Source organism: Amycolatopsis sp. NPDC043885 (assembly GCF_056435685.1).
On sequence record NZ_JBWKEA010000006.1, the window covers coordinates 13,755 to 28,830 of the forward strand.

General features: G+C 69.1%; 13 protein-coding genes. 6 read left to right on the forward strand and 7 right to left on the reverse strand.

Going from position 1 to position 15,076, the window contains the following annotated elements; genetic code table 11:
* Positions 1 to 149: 149 nt before the first annotated feature.
* Positions 150 to 1,958, reverse strand: a complete 1,809-nt coding sequence (gene xsc / locus AC069I_RS19535; RefSeq protein ID WP_125795585.1) for a sulfoacetaldehyde acetyltransferase — start codon at positions 1,956 to 1,958, stop codon at positions 150 to 152.
* A gap of 144 nt (positions 1,959 to 2,102) precedes the next feature.
* Here xsc and AC069I_RS19540 point away from each other — a divergent pair, with 144 nt between their 5' ends.
* Genes AC069I_RS19540 through AC069I_RS19550 form a run of 3 tightly spaced genes read left to right on the forward strand, consistent with a single transcriptional unit; the run spans position 2,103 to position 5,530 of the window.
* Positions 2,103 to 2,903 carry an IclR family transcriptional regulator gene (locus tag AC069I_RS19540; protein WP_340688425.1) on the forward strand — a complete coding sequence of 267 codons (801 nt, stop codon included), beginning with the start codon at positions 2,103 to 2,105 and terminating at the stop codon, positions 2,901 to 2,903.
* Between the two features lie 9 nt (positions 2,904 to 2,912).
* A complete protein-coding gene (locus tag AC069I_RS19545) occupies positions 2,913 to 3,845 on the forward strand; it encodes an AAA family ATPase (protein WP_478224618.1) in 933 nt (310 codons plus the stop codon).
* Positions 3,842 to 5,530 carry a cobaltochelatase CobT-related protein gene (locus tag AC069I_RS19550; protein WP_478224619.1) on the forward strand — a complete coding sequence of 563 codons (1,689 nt, stop codon included), beginning with the start codon at positions 3,842 to 3,844 and terminating at the stop codon, positions 5,528 to 5,530. Before AC069I_RS19545 ends, AC069I_RS19550 begins: the two co-directional genes overlap by 4 nt.
* Here the strand turns inward: AC069I_RS19550 and AC069I_RS19555 are convergent.
* Positions 5,513 to 5,713 (reverse strand): antitoxin, encoded by a 201-nt coding sequence (locus AC069I_RS19555; RefSeq protein ID WP_125682836.1) that lies wholly within the window; start codon positions 5,711 to 5,713, stop codon positions 5,513 to 5,515. The two genes, AC069I_RS19550 and AC069I_RS19555, sit on opposite strands and share 18 nt — an antisense overlap.
* A 331-nt stretch (positions 5,714 to 6,044) precedes the next feature.
* Between AC069I_RS19555 and AC069I_RS19560 the strand changes: the two genes are divergently transcribed.
* On the forward strand, positions 6,045 to 6,551 hold the full coding sequence (locus AC069I_RS19560) for an OmpA family protein (RefSeq protein ID WP_478266135.1): 507 nt from the start codon (positions 6,045 to 6,047) through the stop codon (positions 6,549 to 6,551).
* Positions 6,548 to 7,771 (forward strand): polysaccharide pyruvyl transferase family protein, encoded by a 1,224-nt coding sequence (locus tag AC069I_RS19565; protein ID WP_478224621.1) that lies wholly within the window; start codon positions 6,548 to 6,550, stop codon positions 7,769 to 7,771. The genes AC069I_RS19560 and AC069I_RS19565 overlap by 4 nt, the downstream gene beginning before the upstream one ends.
* A 159-nt stretch (positions 7,772 to 7,930) precedes the next feature.
* On the opposite strand, the gene AC069I_RS19570 is transcribed toward AC069I_RS19565, so the two are convergent.
* The 5 genes from AC069I_RS19570 to ald all read right to left on the reverse strand — a co-directional run bounded on the left by AC069I_RS19570 (position 7,931) and on the right by ald (position 13,998).
* Positions 7,931 to 9,370: a sodium:solute symporter family protein gene (locus AC069I_RS19570; RefSeq protein ID WP_478224622.1), complete on the reverse strand. Its 1,440-nt coding sequence runs from the start codon at positions 9,368 to 9,370 to the stop codon at positions 7,931 to 7,933.
* Positions 9,370 to 9,582 (reverse strand): DUF3311 domain-containing protein, encoded by a 213-nt coding sequence (locus AC069I_RS19575; protein ID WP_037339284.1) that lies wholly within the window; start codon positions 9,580 to 9,582, stop codon positions 9,370 to 9,372. The genes AC069I_RS19570 and AC069I_RS19575 overlap by 1 nt, the downstream gene beginning before the upstream one ends.
* Positions 9,579 to 11,240, reverse strand: coding sequence for an amidohydrolase (locus AC069I_RS19580; RefSeq protein WP_478224623.1), 1,662 nt, complete (start codon positions 11,238 to 11,240; stop codon positions 9,579 to 9,581). Before AC069I_RS19580 ends, AC069I_RS19575 begins: the two co-directional genes overlap by 4 nt.
* Positions 11,241 to 11,353: 113 nt before the next feature.
* Positions 11,354 to 12,817 carry a MocR-like pyridoxine biosynthesis transcription factor PdxR gene (gene pdxR, locus AC069I_RS19585; RefSeq protein WP_478224624.1) on the reverse strand — a complete coding sequence of 488 codons (1,464 nt, stop codon included), beginning with the start codon at positions 12,815 to 12,817 and terminating at the stop codon, positions 11,354 to 11,356.
* A gap of 65 nt (positions 12,818 to 12,882) precedes the next feature.
* Positions 12,883 to 13,998 carry an alanine dehydrogenase gene (gene ald / locus AC069I_RS19590; protein ID WP_478266136.1) on the reverse strand — a complete coding sequence of 372 codons (1,116 nt, stop codon included), beginning with the start codon at positions 13,996 to 13,998 and terminating at the stop codon, positions 12,883 to 12,885.
* A 178-nt stretch (positions 13,999 to 14,176) separates the two neighbouring features.
* Between ald and AC069I_RS19595 the strand changes: the two genes are divergently transcribed.
* Complete coding sequence (locus AC069I_RS19595; RefSeq protein WP_478266137.1) at positions 14,177 to 14,890, forward strand: TSUP family transporter; 714 nt, start codon at positions 14,177 to 14,179, stop codon at positions 14,888 to 14,890.
* Positions 14,891 to 15,076: the final 186 nt, after the last annotated feature.

A 15,076-nucleotide genomic window follows, 5' to 3' on the forward strand; every position in this document is an offset into this window, starting at 1 on the left:
GGGAAAGTCCCCTTCACGCCGTCGCGTGCGGACGACCACCTCGCCGCCCGATGGGCACTTCCAGCTTTCCCAGCTGAACGCGCGTGAAGGCCCCCTTCACCTTCGACCGAGCCAAGAGGAAGGGGGCCTTCACGCGCAAATAACGAGACCTACACGTAGTCCTTGTACTTCTCCAGGAACCGCACGGGCTTGGACAGCGCGTCCCGGCGGAACGGGTCGCCCAGCTCGCGGGTGCACATGATCTCGATGACGGTGGTCTTGCCCTCGTTCATCTGAGCGTCGACGGCGCGCTGCAGGGCGGGACCCACCTCGTCGAGTTTCTCGACGACGATGCCTTCCGCACCCATCGCCTTGGCGATCCCCGCGAAGCTCTCGCTCTCCAGCTCGCCCGCGACGAACCGCCGGTTGTAGAAGTCGACCTGGTTCTTCTTCTCCGCGCCCCACTGCCGGTTGTGGAACACCACCGCCGTGACCGGGATGTCGTGCCGGACCGCGGTCATGATCTCACCCATGCTCATCCCCCACGCACCGTCGCCGGCGTAGGAGATCGCGGGCCGGTCTGGCGCGGCGGCCTTGGCGCCGATGATGGTCGGCAGCGCGTACCCGCAGTTGCCGAAGCTCATCGGGGCGAAGAAACTGCGCGGCTCCTCGAAGCGCAAGTAGCTGTTCGCGACCGAGTTGATGTTGCCGATGTCGGTCGACACCATCACCCGCGGCGGCATCGCCTTCTCCAGCTCCCGCAACACTTCCCGGGGGTGCAGCCAGTTGCCTTCCTCGCTCTCCTGCTCCGCGATCATGTCGAGGCTGAACGGGTCGGTCTCGTGGGTCCAAGCGTCGAGCTCGGCCTCCCACGCGTCCTTCTCCGCCTTGATCTTCGCCGCGCGAGCGTCCTTTGTGGAGTCACAGGCCAGTGTACGGTCCGCCAGGCGCCTGGTCAGCGCGACCGCCGCGTCCTTGGCGTCGCCGCAGATGCCGACGGTGATCTTCTTGACCAGGCCGAGCATCTTGTGGTCCGCGTCGATCTGGATGATCTTCGCGTCCTTGGGCCAGTAGTCCATGCCGTGCTGCGGCAGCGTGCCGAACGGGCCGAGGCGCGAGCCGAGCGCGATCACGACGTCCGCCTGCGAGATCAGTTTCATCGCGGCCTTGGAACCCTGGTACCCCAGCGGTCCGCACCACTGCGGGTGGCTCGCCGGGAACGAGTCGTTGTGCAGGTAGCTGTTCACCACGGGCGCGCCGAGGCGTTCGGCCAGCGCCTTGCACTCCTCGACGCCGTCGGCCATCACGACGCCGCCGCCGGAGATGATCACCGGGAACTCCGCCGTCGCCAGCAGCGCCGCGGCCTCGTCGAGGCTCCGCTCGCCGCCTGGGCCGCGGTCGAGCCGGGCGGGCTCCGGGATCTCGGCCTCGATCTCGCCGTAGAAGAAGTCGCGCGGGATGTTGAGCTGCGTCGGGCCGAGTTCCGAGTGGGCCCGGTCGAAGCAACGGCCGGTGTACTCGGCCATCCGCTTCGGGTTGTTGACGTGCCCCTGGTACTTCGTGAACTCCTGGAACATCGGCAGCTGGTTGGCCTCCTGGAAGCCGCCGAGGCCGGTGCCCATAGTGCCCGCCTCCGGCGTCACGATGACGACCGGGCTGTGCGCCCAGTAGGCGGCCGCGATCGCGGTCACGCAGTTGCTGATGCCGGGGCCGTTCTGCCCGATGACGACGCCGTGCCTGCCGCTCACCCTGGCGTAGCCGTCGGCCATGTGCCCGGCGCCCTGTTCGTGCACGACCGGTACCAGCCGAATGCCCGCCGGCGCGAAGATGTCCATCGCGTCCATGAACGCCGACCCCATGATGCCGAAGATGTCGGTGACGCCGTTCGCCACGAGCGTCTCGACGAAGGCCTCGGACGGGGTCATCTTCTTCCGGCCGCTGACGACCACGCGGCCGTCACCCGTCTTCCGTTCCGTCATGTTGCGCTCCTTCGACAGGCAAGATTTACAAAAAACGATACGTGGCGTTCCTGAAATCAGGATACGACCGACGATAGGACGCGGATCGCCGAGCGTCAACGTCGGATTCTGAAAACCGAGACGAACTGTGCTACTTTCCGGAACATGGAGCTGCTTCGCGAACCCGATCCGATCAACGGGGACACGCCGACCATGCGGCTGTTCTCCCTGCTCGAGCTGATCGCCGCCAAGGACCAGCTGGTCTCCCTGCAGGGCCTCGTCGAGGAGACCGGCCTGCCGAAACCGACTCTGCACCGCATGCTGCAGCAACTCGAAGGGGCGGGCCTGCTGGTCCGCCAGGCCGACGGCCGCCACTACGGCACCGGCCACCGGCTGCGACGGCTCGCGGAGAACCTGCTCCTCAACGCGACCCACCACGGCGCCCGGCACGCCGTCCTGCGCCACCTCGTCGACGAACTCGGCGAGAGCTGCAACGTGACCACGTTGTCGGGCAACGAGATCGTGTACCTCGACCGGGTGGAGACGCCGGAGCCGCTGCGGTTCTACCTCCGGCCCGGCTCCCGCGTGCCGATCCACTGTTCGGCCAGCGGCAAGATGATCCTCGCGCAGATGAGCCCGTCGCAGCGGCGGAAGCTGCTCGCGCACGCGCCGCTCAAGCGGTACACGAACAAGACCCTCACCGACCTCGACGCGCTCGAAGCCGAGTTCACCCGCATCCGCCGCGACGGGTTCGCGCTCGACGACGAGGAGTTCCTGCCCGGCTTGGTGTGCGTCGCGGTCCTCGTGCCCGGGCGCGCCAACCTCTGCGTCGCCGTGCAGGCGCCCGTCATGCGCCTGACACCGGACAAGGCGCTACAGACGCTGCCCGCACTCCAGCGCGCGGCCGAGGCGATCAGCCGGGTCGACGCCGAGGGCGCGTCCGAACCGGAAAGTGTTCCGTCGTAAGGAGTTCTCATGATCCCCGAGCTTCGGCTCCCGGTACGCGAAGTCTTCGGCATCGATTCGGACCTCGTCGTCGGCGCGTTCCGAGAGCGCGGCGAGCACGTCCCCGAGGTCGACGAGGCGTACCGCTTCAACCCGGACGTGACGCTGGCCCTGCTCGCCGGCTTCACCCGCGACCGCCGGGTGCTGGTGCAAGGTCTGCACGGCACCGGGAAATCGACCCATATCGAGCAGGTCGCCGCACGGCTCAACTGGCCGTGCGTGCGCGTCAACCTGGACGGTCACCTCAACCGCCTCGACCTCGTCGGCCGCGACGCCGTCGTGCTGCGCGAGGGCAAGCAGGTCACCGAGTTCCAGGAGGGCATCCTCCCGTGGGCGCTGCAGCGGCCGGTCGCGCTGGTGCTCGACGAGTACGACGCGGGCCGCCCGGACGTCATGTTCGTGCTCCAGCGGGTCCTCGAACGGGACGGCAAGTTCACCCTCACCGATCAGAACCGGGTCCTGCGGCCGCATCCGTCGTTCCGGCTGTTCGCCACCGCCAACACGGTCGGACTGGGCAACCTCAACGGGCTCTACCACGGCGCGCAGCGGCTGAACCACGCGCAGATCGACCGCTGGAACATCGTGGTCTCGCTGAACTACCTGCCCGCCGCCGAGGAGATCGCGATCGTGCGGGCGAGGGTTCCCAGCGTCTCCGAGACGCTGGCGGCGTCGCTGGTCGCGGTGGCCGCCCTGACCCGCAAGGGTTTCCAGGCCGGTGATCTGTCCACATTGATGTCCCCGCGTACGGTGATCACCTGGGCGGAGAACATCGAGATCTTCGGTGATCCGGCGACGGCCTTCCGGCTGTCCTTCGTGAACAAATGCGACGAAGCCGAGCGGGACCTGGTGGCGGAGTACTTCCAGCGCTGCTTCGACGACGAGCTCCAGCTGCTCTCGGCATGACTACGGGGCAGGCGGAAACCCGGCGCCGCAACCAGGTCGAGGAGTTGTGTGCGGCCGCGATCCGGGCGCTCAGCGGCGATCCGGCGCTCCACTTCCGGGCACGACGGCTGCACCGCGGACGCGAACCGCTCCCCCTGCACGCACCGCATCTTCGTCCGTCGGCCGACGACGATCCGCTGTCGTCCCGCGGCATCGCGGACGGGATGGCGCTGCGCCTGACGTCCTCCGACGCCGCCCTGCACCGGAGCCTGTGCCCGCGAGACCCGGCCGAACGCGGGATTTTCGAGCTGCTGGAACAGTTCCGCGTCGAGTCGCTCCCGCCCGCGGACCTACCGGGAATGCGGCGGAACCTGCGCCTCCGCCATCTTCGCTGGTCACTGGAGTTCCACCGGTCCGGCCTGACCGAGACCGCACGCGGACTGCTGCTGTACACGGTCGCGCAGATCTGCCGGTCACGGATCACTGGCGAACCTGTGGTCGAGGAGACCGAAGACCTCATCGAGGCGACCAGGTTCGCGCTGGCCCCTTCGCTCGGCCACGACCTCGCCGGGCTTCGGCGGCACCGGACGGACCAGAAGGCGTTCGCCGAACACGCGCTGGCGATCGCCCGGACGACCGGCGTCCTGCTCGCCGGGACCGAGCAGGACGCCGAGGACGATGGTGATCCCACCGACCCGCGGTTCAGCCTCGTGATCGACTTCGACGCGAGCCTCGGCGAGCAGATTCCCTCCGCGACCGCCGGTACCAGCCGGACGTTGGGCGAATCCGGTGCGGCGTACCGGGTTTTCACCACCGCGTACGACCGCGAACGGCGTGCGTCGGATCTGGTGCGCCCCGGACTGCTGGCCGAACTCCGCGAACGGCTCGACCGGCGGGTCGCCAGGCAGGGCGTCGGGCCGGGACGGCTGGCACGCGACCTCAAGGCGGTGCTCGCCGAGCCCGCGCGCGACGGCTGGGACGGCGGCCAGGAGGAAGGCCGGCTCGACGGCCGCACCCTGGCGCAGCTGATCAGCTCGCCCACCGAACGCCGGATCTTCCGCACCGAGCGGATCGAACCGGTGGCGGACACCCTCGTCACGTTCCTGATCGACTGCTCGGGCTCGATGACCGCGCACGCGGAACCCGTCACGGCGCTGGTTGACCTCTTCGCGCGCTCGATCGAACTCGCCGGCGCGTCCTGCGAGGTACTCGGCTTCACGACCGGCGCCTGGAACGGCGGCGGACCCGGGCGGGAATGGAGACGAGCGGGACGGCCGCGCCATCCCGGCAGGCTCAACGAACGCCTGCACCTCGTGTTCAAGGACGCCGAAACCCCATGGCGCCGGGCGCGCCCGGATCTCGCGGCACTGCTGAAAGCCGATCTGTTCCGGGAAGGGATCGACGGCGAGGCCGTGGCCTGGGCCTGTGGCCGGATGCGCGCGCGAACGGAGGCACGCCGGATCCTGCTCGTCCTCTCCGACGGCAGCCCCATGGACAGCGCGACGAGCCTGGCGAACGATCCGCACTACCTGGACGAACATCTGCGGGAAACGGTGCCGCGGGAGGAGAACACCGTCGAGATCCGCGGGATCGGCGTGGGGCTCGACCTCAGCCCTTTCTACCGCCGCTCCCGGGTTCTCGACACCTCGGTCACGTCCGGGTACGCGCCGTTCCGGGAAGTCCTCGGGTTACTGACCCTGCGGTGAATCCTGCTGCCCCTCGCCCGGCTGCTGCTCGCCGCCGGACTCGCCGAGGTAGTCCTTCGCCTTGTCGGCGGCCGAGTCGATCTTGTCGGAGTGGTCACCGAAGCGGGATTTCGCGAAATCGGCGGCCTTGTCGACGTGCTCCCCGCTCACCTTGTCCTTCATGCCTTCGAAGTCGATACCCATGAGAACTCCTCACCTATTGTGAATACGCCGACTACCGGCGCATAACTCCCATCAAAGTCCCTTCGCGCTCCATCGCAACTTGAGCCGGACGGTTGGGTGAGTCGCGTGAACTTCACCTCATTTACCCTTTGCGGGTAAGGAAATCGGACTCGACCACCGCGAACGCGGATCGCCGGAGGTAGCTCACTCGGGTGGACTTACCGCCGCTCCACCGGTTCACGATTGGCGCATTTAGCTCTTTCGTGTTCGTATCCCTGGGGTCACCAATGCGGACACGGCCAAAGGGAGTTCGAACTTCATGCGCAGGAATATTGCCCGGACGGTATCGGGCGTGGTGATCGTGGCCGGCCTGGTCGCCGCGTGCGGCTCCGAGGGCGAGAACGGTGCGGCTGGAACATCTGGCGCGAATGGAACCGCTTCAAGCGCGGCCGCTGCGCCGTCCTCCGGCGACGGGGCCCCGGCTTCTTCGGGAGCGGACGCGGGTCAGGCCGGCGGCGAGGCGGCGCAGAAGGTGACCGCGGCGATCCAGCAGGCACTCCAGCAGTCGCCGATCGCCTTCACCACGGAAAGCGCCGAACTGTCCGAAAAGAGCAAGGCGGCACTCGGCGAGATCGCCAAGGCCATGCAGGGCAACGACGTGAAGATCATGGTCGCCACCCACGCGGGTTACCCCGACGCGGAAAAGTCCAAGGCGCTCTCCGAAAAGCGCGCCGAAGCGATCACCGCCGCGCTCGAAGGAGCGGGCGTGGCCGAGGACCGCGTCAAGACCGAGGCGACCGGCAACGAAAAGGCGCAGGGCGACAAGGCGTTGGACACGCAGATCACCGTCGCCCAGTGACCCTCGACGGAAGCGCGGGTGGGCGGAACGATCCGCCTTCCCGCGCTTGTCACTATCTGATCGGCCCGAGCGGTTTTCCCAACTACGGCGACGAACTGATCGCCGCGACGTGGCTGCGTCATCTGGCGCGGACCGCGCCGGAGGCCGACGTCTGGCTGGACACCCATTCGCCGGGACCCGCGCAACTGCTCTTGAACGATCTGCATCCGCGCCTCCGCTGCACGGACACCCTGTGGCGGCTGTGCGGTGAAGCGCCGTCGGACGATCCGTGGGAGGTCGCGCGCTGGGTGCAGTCGGCGGTGGACGACCCCGGGCTCGCGCCGCGGTGGGACGCGGGCATCGACCTCCTCGGCCGGACCGACGTGGTGCACCTGATCGGCGGCGGCTACCTCAACGCGTTGTGGCCCCGGCACATCGGGCTGATCGCGGGCGCCGTGGCCGCCGCACGCCGATCGGGTGCCCGTACGGCCATGACCGGGCAGGGCCTGACACCGTTCCCGCCCGGGGCGACCGACCTCCTCCGCTCACTCACCGACCGCTTCGACGTCGTCGACGTCCGCGACGACCCCTCGGCGGAACTGCTCACCGGCGCCGTCCGGACGTGCGACGACGTCTTCCTGGAACCGCCCGAGCCGAGACCCACCGCGCAGGCGCGCGAATTCGTGCTGTGCGTCCAGTCCGACATCGGCGCCTTCGAGCCGTCCGCGCTGGCCGCCCAGGTACTCGGCTTGCTGCGCGCGTGGGAAGTCCACCCTGAGCAACTCGCCGTCGTCGAAGGGATCCCCCGGGTCGACCGCGCCGTTCCGGCACTGCTGGAACACGAACTCGCCGGCGCGGAATTCCACCCGTTCCGCGACATCTGGCGCCACAGCCTCCCGCTGGCGCCCGGGCAGACCTGGATCTCCAGCCGGTACCACCTGCACCTCGTCGCCGCGGCGGCAGGCGCGACCGGCCTCGCGATGAGCGTGTCGCGCGGGTACTACACGACCAAGCACCGCAGCCTGATCGATCTCGGCTCGGGCTGGACGCCGTTCGACGCCGAGACAGGCGGGACGCCGGACCGGCCGACCGGTAACGGGTTCCCGCCGCACGTCGTCCGGCGGTCCCGGGACTTGAAACTCTCGGTCGCGAAGGCGGTGTACGGAAGTCCGGTGGCCGAGGCGGCACAGCCCGCGACGCGACGCCTCGCCCTGCGCTCATGGCGGACCCGGTCGAGCTAGCCGGATGATGCGTGATTGGAGCCGGATCTCGCGTGCTTGAAGCCGTAAGACACGCGGTGCGAGAGTTCCGCCTTCAAGCACGCGAGTTACGCCTCCAATCACGCGAGTTCCGCCTTCAAGCACGCGAGTTACGTCTCTGATCACGCGAGATCGTTCGTGTCACCGGCTGAGGGAGGGCACCGCCTCGGCGTCCGAGACGCTGTCGGCCGACCGCGCCACCGGAACCCGGGCCTTGTCCGGCGCCGCCAGGCTCCAGACCGCCACCACGGCCAGGTTCACCCCGAGTGACACCAGCCCCGCGTTGAAACCGCCGAACGTCGCGCCGGTGACGTACAGGACGATCGCGGTGAGCACCCCGGTGACCATCCCGGCGGCCACCGCGGCGGTCCGCACCCGACGCACGAACAGGATCGCGAGCCAGCCGGGGACGACCTGAGCCAGCAGGTTGTAGGTCAGGTTCAGGATGGTGAGCATCAACGTCGACGCGACGAGGGTCAGTACCGCCGCCAGCACCAGGAAACTCGCCACCGCGACGACCGTCCACCGCCGTTGCGCCGCGGCCGGGACGTTCGGCGCGATGTTGCGGCAGACCATGCCGCCGATGGTGAGCGCGGTCGCGGCGAGCACCAGCACGCCCGACAGCGCGGCCCCGGCGGCGACGAGGCCCAGCAGCCAGTCCGGCAGCAATCCCTTGGCTGTCACCATGAACACCGTGTTCGGGTTCTCCAGATCCGGATGCGCGCGCACGCCGTAATAGGCGGCCAGCACCAGGAACGGGTAGATCAGCATGTACATCGGCATCCACACGGTCGAACTCTTCACCGCGCGTTCGGAACGGGCCGGGAACACGTAGGCGCCACCGAAACCGAGGTAGAACACGATGCTCTGGAAGAGGATCGTCGTCATCGCGAACGTGAGTTCCGAACCGCCCATGGTGGTCTGTGCCGCGCTCAGCACCTCGGGTCCGCTGACCTTCGCGGTGCCGCCTGCGGCGATCACGACGGCCACCCCGACGAGCACGACACCGAGCAGCATGAAGAAATCCTTGAGGATCGAGACGAACGCGGGCGACCGCACCCCCGAGACGGCGATGTAGACGAACGCCACGATGCCGGCCAGCACCACGCACTGCACGGGATCCAGCGGCAGCCCCAGATTGCCGAGCACCACCTGGAGGCCGATGAACTGGTACTGCCCCCACGGGATCAACGCGATCAGCATCGTGACGCAGGTGATCAGCTCGAGCCGCCTGCTGCCGAAATGCCGTCCGAACACGTCGGGCACGGTCATCGCGTCGTACCGTTTCGCCGCCCGCCACACCAGCGGCGCCAGGAAGTAGCCCAGTGAGTACGCGAGCAGGATGTAGCCGAGGAACCAGATCCCGTAGCTCGCGCCGTGCGCGTAGATCCCGCTGGGGAACCCGATCATCGTCCCGATGCTGTACACCTCGCCGACCGCGAGGAAGTACACCAGCCACGCCGGGAACGACCGGCCGCCGACGAGGAACTCCGAGATCCCGCCACCGCGCGTCGACCGTCCCGCCCACACCGCGAGCCCGATCGAGCCCGCCATCACCACCGCCACGATCGCGATCAGCATCAGTCGTCCTCCGGGTAGTGGGCGCGGTCGAAGAAACGCCAGCTGATCCACAGGCACAGGGTGGTCAGCGGGCAGCAGCAGAACACCCAGAAGAACAGCACCGGAATGCCCAGCACCGATGCCGTCGATCCGGAGAGCAGCAGAATTCCCGCCAGCAGGGCGAAAGCGGGAACGAACAGTCCGATGAGGACACTTGGCCAGCTGCGGATCATCGTCCTGCCCCCGTCGCCTCGCGCCGCCAGACGACCTCGCCGCCGCTGACGGTGGCGTCCACGGTCAGCTCGCGGATCCGGTCCTGGTCGATCGTGGTCGGATCGCCGGACAGCACCGCGAGATCGGCGAGCTTCCCGACCTCCAGGCTGCCCTTGACGTTCTCCTCCCCCGCCAGATAGGCGGCGTCGATCGTGTAGCCGCGCAGCGCGGCGTCCACGTCCACGGCCTGTTCCGGGCCGAGCACCTTGCCCTGCCTGGTGATCCGGCGTACCGCACACCAGATCCCCTCCAGCGGCGGCACCGGGGTCACCGGCGTGTCCGAATGCAGTCCGAAGTGGATTCCGCGCGAGCGGGCCGAGACCAGCGGGCTGATCCGGCGCGCCCGCTCGGGGCCGAGGAAGACGTCACGATGCCGGTCTCCCCAGTAGTAGACGTGTTTGACGAAGAACGACGCGAGGATGTCGTGGGCGGCCATCCGGTCCAACTGGTCTTCGCGCACCGTCTGGCAGTGTTCGATCCGATGCCGCCTGCCGGTTCCGCTCGGTGACCCCAGCCGCGAGTAGCCGTCGATGATCGCGTCGATCGCCGCGTCCCCGTTGCCGTGCACGGCGACCTGCCAGCCCACCGCGTCGAGCGCCGCGATCCGGCGGCCGAGGTCGGCGGGTTCGAGCAGCATCATGCCGTGCTCGTCCGGGTCGCACGTGTAGCCCTCCGCGAGGCATCCGGTCTTGCCCTGGATCGACCCGTCCGCGACGATCTTGACGCCGGTCATCGCGAACTTGTCGTCCACGCGGGCTTCCGGAGCTTCCGGGTCGCCCTCGTCGAGGCCGGGAAGCAGGCCGTCGAACAGGTAGCCGCGCACCCGGACGCGCAGTTTCCCGGCCCGCCGCAACAACGCGTACGCCTCAAGTTCCGCCGCTCCGCCGATGAGGCCGATCCCGGTGTCGTGCACGGAAGTCACGCCGTTGGCGAGGTATTCCTCGTCGGCGAGCAGCAGGGCTTCGGCCAGTTCGCCCGCGCTCTGACCGGGCAGCCGGGACGTGACGAGGAAGGCCGCCGTCTCGACGAGCACCCCGGTCGGCTCGCCCCGGGCGTCCCGCACGATGAGCCCACCGGGCGGATCCGGGGTCTCGGCGGTGATCCCGACTTCGCGCAGGGCGAGCGAGTTCGCGGTGCAGAAATGCCCGGAAACATGGGTCAGGACCACGGGATTGCGACCGGAGACGGGGTCGAGGTCCGCGCGCGTCGGATGACGGCCGTCCGCGAGCAGTGTGTCGTCGTAACGGAAACCGCGGATCCACTCCCCCGGTCCGAGGTCCTTGGCCGCCTGGGCGACCCGGCCGGCGATGTCGGCGATGGTGTCGTTGGGCGGGCTGCCGGCGTCGACCGGCGCGGCCAGTGTCATCCCGAAGAACGCCGGATGGTTGTGGGACTCGACGAAGCCGGGGATCACCGTGCGCTCGGCCAGGTCGAGCACGGTCGTCTCCGGGCCGATCAACCGCGAGATCTCCCGTTCGGCCCCCAGCGCGGTGATCCGCCCGCCGGACGCGGCCAGCGCGCGGACCCGTCTTCCCGCCGCGTCCAGCGTGAGCACGGTGCCGCCGAGCGCGACGAAATCGGCGGCATTCCGGGGATCTTCTCGAACGAACTCCACCACACGGACCTCCTGGCGACGTGTCCTGGCTCACGAAGGATCCCCAGACAGTGCGGCACATCTGGCCGCCTGAACAGGTCCAGAACGCTCCGGTGCGGTGGTACCAGTTGCGCGGTTCAGCCGCCGAGCAGGTCGCGGCAGGCCTCGCCGAGCAGCCGGATACCGGGGTCGATGTCGCGCAACGGCACCGCCGCGAAACCGATCCGGAAGTGGTTGCGCGGCGGCTCGTCCCCGACGAAGAAGATGTCGCCGGGCTCGATCAGGACGCCGTCGCGCTCGGCGCGTTCCATCAGCGCCCGGCAGTCCAGTTCGGACGGCCCGGTCATCCAGAGACTGACCCCGCCCGGCGGATACGCCGTCTGCGTCCACGGCAGGTGTTCGGTGACCGCGGCGCAGGTCGCCTCCCATTTCCGCATCAGCTTCGTGCGGTACCGCCGCAGGGACCGGTGGTACTCGCCGCTGTCGATGAGCAGTGCCAGCGCCCGCTGGAGGTGACCGGGCGGATGCCGCAGCACGTACCGCCGGATCTCCCGCAGTTCCCGCACCAGCTCACGCGGCCCGACCAGGTACCCGAGCCGCAGGCCGGGTGAGAGGAACTTGGAGAAGGTGCCGAGATAGATCGCATCGCCGGTGCCATCGAGCGCCTTGAGCGCGGGCGTGGGGCTGCCGTGGTACCGGAACTCGCTGTCGTAGTCGTCCTCGACGAGCACCGTGCCCGCACTCGCGGCGAGGCTGAGCAGGCGACGGCGGCGGCCGATGCTCAACGTCGCGTTCGTCGGATGGTGGTGGCTCGGAGTGAGATAGAGCAGGTCGACGCCGTCGAGTGTCTCCGGCGGGCGCAGGCCGCTCTGGTCGACGTCGACGCCACGCAGCCCGGCGCCGGTGCGCAGGAAGATGTGCCGGGCGTCGAGATACCCCGGGTTCTCCATCGCCACGACGCTGTCCGGTCCGAGCAGGGCGCGGCCGAGCAGGTCGAGCCCCTGCTGCGAACCGACGGTGATCAGCACCTCGGCCGGGTCGGCCTCGATCCCCCGCGCGGTGAGCAGCTGACGGCAGATCAGGTCGACCAGCATCGGGTCGTCCGAACCGACGCTGTCCTGGAGGCTCGGGAACACGTGCGGCCGGTACAGCGCGTCGCGCAGGCAGCGGGTCCACGACCGCGCCGGGAACGCGGTGACGTCGACCTGACCGGCGAGGAACGGGTACGGATAGGTGTGCCAGTCCACGCGTTTCTCGATATGTGGCACCCCGGCGTCCGGATACCGGCGCACCCGCGCGCTCCAGTCGATGGCCGGGCTGGTGCCGCGCTCCTGCACCGCGCAATGTGGCCGCATCTCCGCGTTGATGAACAGGCCGCTGCGCTCCCGGCTCTCCACGAACCCCTCGGCGACCAGCTCCTGGTAGGCGAGGTTGATGGTGTTGCGGGAAACGCTCAGTTCGGCGGCCAGCTCACGCGAACTCGGCAGCCGGTGCGCCGGGTCGAACGTGCCGATCGCGATGCCGTGCTCGATCGCGCGCCGCACCTGCCGGTAGAGCGGCTCGGCGGACGTCCGGTCGATTTCGATCAACGTTCGCGGCAACGGCACCTCCCTTTCGGCGACGGGGCCGGGATCTGAACCTAGCTCCAGATCCCGGCCCGCACCACCTAGCCGAGCACGTCGTCCAGCGAAACCGAGCCGATTCCGAGAGCCTCGCCGACCGGCGCGGACGTCAGCCGCCCGTCGACCGTGCTGACCCCGCCGCGCAGCTCCGGGCAGCGCGCGAGGGCGCCGGCGAGACCGTTGTTCGCCAGCTCCAGCGCGTAGGGCAGCGTGACGTTCGTCAGCGCGTAAGTCGAGGTGTGCGGAACCGCGCCGGGCATGTTGGCGACGCAGTAGAACACCGAGTTGTGCACGGCGAACGTCGGTTCCGCGTGCGTGGTCGGCCGCGTGTCCTCGAAGCAGCCGCCCTGGTCGACGGAGATGTCGACGAGTACGCTGCCCGGCTTCATCCGGGAGACGAGGTCGTTCGACACCAGGCTCGGCGCCTTGGCACCGGGCACGAGCACCGCGCCGATCACGAGGTCCGCCTCGAGCACGGCCTCCTCGATCGAGTACGCGTTGGCCGCGGCGGTGCGGATCCGGCCCTGGTACATCCGGTCGGCGGCACGGAGCTTGTCGACGTTCTTGTCGAACAGCACGACGTCGGCCCAGGTCCCGGCCGCGCCGGCGACCGCGTTCATGCCCGCGACACCGGCGCCGAGTACGACCACCCGCGCCGGGGCCACCCCGGAGACACCGCCGATGAGCACACCCCGTCCGCCATTGGCGCGCATCAGCATCTGCGCGCCGACCTGCGGGGCCAGCCGTCCGGCGACCTCGCTCATCGGGAACAGCAGGGGCAGAGAACCGTTCGGCAGCTGCACCGTCTCGTAGGCCACCGACGTCGTGCCCGCGTCCAGCAGCGCCCGCGTGCACGGCTCGCTCGCGGCGAGATGCAGGTACGTGAACAGCAACTGGTCGCGCCGCAGCCGGTGGTACTCCTCCGCGATCGGCTCCTTGACCTTGAGCACGAGGTCTCCGGTCGCCCAGACGTCGTCGGCGCTGTCGAGTACCTTCGCCCCTGCCGCGGCGTAATCCTCGTCGCGCACGGAGGAACCTTCGCCTGCTCCACGCTCGACGAACACCTCATGCCCGGCCGAAGTGAATTCGTGCACGCCCGCGGGCGTCACCGCGACCCGGTACTCGTGGTTCTTGACTTCACGAGGGACACCGATCTTCATCTCACGCTCCCGTCTGTTCCAAAGGCAATGACGCTGAGCGTGCGGCACGGCTGGAACGGCCAGAAGTGCCAGAACCCACGCGTTCGACGGGTCCAGTTCACCGCTCATAGCGTTGGGCTATGACGTCTTCGCCGGATACCGCCTACCGGCGTGATCGCGTCGGCTCCACAATGGACTCGTGGGAACCCTGGCCATGACCTCGCTGGCGGCGGCGGCCGGGGTGGTCGCCCAGCGCCTTTCCGGGATGGGGCTTTCCCTGCTGTGCGTACCGTTCCTGGCGCTGGCGCTGGGTCCGCTCGACGCCGTCCGGCTCACCCTGCTGCTCGGCTTCCCGGTCTATCTCGCGGTCGCGATCACCCATTGGCGGGCGATCAGATGGGCACAGGTCGCGTGGCTGACCGTGCCCGCGGTGGTGTTCACCCCGGTCGTCGCGCTCGTGGTCCGCGGTGTCCCCGCGCGGCCGCTGCTGCTCGCCGCGGGCGGCTGCTGCGTCCTGGCCGTCGGCGTGCTGGCCAGCGGCATCACCAGCAGACGGCTCGCGGGCAGGACAGGCGCTGTCGGCGCGGGCGTGCTGAGCGCGGCGATGAACTCCGTCGCCGGGCTCTCCGGCCCCGCCGTGGCGGTGTACGGGGCGAGCGCGGGCTGGGGCGCGGACGAGACACGCGGGACGCTGTCGATCTACTTCTTCCTGCTCGGCCTGGTGGCGTTGCCCAGTCTCGGCTGGGTGGAGGTGCCCATGAGCGTGCTCCTCGCGGTCGCGGTCGCCGCGCTCGCCGGCGACCTGCTGGGGCGGGCGCTGAGCCGCCGGGTCGGCGAACGGTCCGTCCGCTGGTCCGTTCTGGTGCTTTCGGCGGCGGGTGGCGCGCTGACGCTGGCGCATGCCGCGCTCTGAAGCGGCTGGGCTCGACCCGCTCAACGCTGGCGTCCGTGAAGGGCCCCTTCACTACCCTCAGGGTAGGCAAGGAGGCCTTCACGGACACCGTCGGCCAAAGAAGATGCCGGTCCCGTTGGTCGTGAGTGGCGATTCGGCTTAGAACCCGAATCGCCACTCACGACCAACGGGACCACGCACCCACAC

Excerpts from the sequence above, each read along its gene's own strand:
- ald (WP_478266136.1), bottom strand. The coding sequence starts at position 13,998 with ATGAAGATCGGTGTCCCTCGTGAAGTCAAGAACCACGAGTACCGGGTC.
- AC069I_RS19545 (WP_478224618.1), top strand. The coding sequence starts at position 2,913 with ATGATCCCCGAGCTTCGGCTCCCGGTACGCGAAGTCTTCGGCATCGAT.
- xsc (WP_125795585.1), bottom strand. The coding sequence starts at position 1,958 with ATGACGGAACGGAAGACGGGTGACGGCCGCGTGGTCGTCAGCGGCCGG.
- AC069I_RS19570 (WP_478224622.1), bottom strand. The coding sequence starts at position 9,370 with ATGCTGATCGCGATCGTGGCGGTGGTGATGGCGGGCTCGATCGGGCTC.
- AC069I_RS19540 (WP_340688425.1), top strand. The coding sequence starts at position 2,103 with ATGGAGCTGCTTCGCGAACCCGATCCGATCAACGGGGACACGCCGACC.
- AC069I_RS19575 (WP_037339284.1), bottom strand. The coding sequence starts at position 9,582 with ATGATCCGCAGCTGGCCAAGTGTCCTCATCGGACTGTTCGTTCCCGCT.
- AC069I_RS19555 (WP_125682836.1), bottom strand. The coding sequence starts at position 5,713 with ATGGGTATCGACTTCGAAGGCATGAAGGACAAGGTGAGCGGGGAGCAC.
- AC069I_RS19550 (WP_478224619.1), top strand. The coding sequence starts at position 3,842 with ATGACTACGGGGCAGGCGGAAACCCGGCGCCGCAACCAGGTCGAGGAG.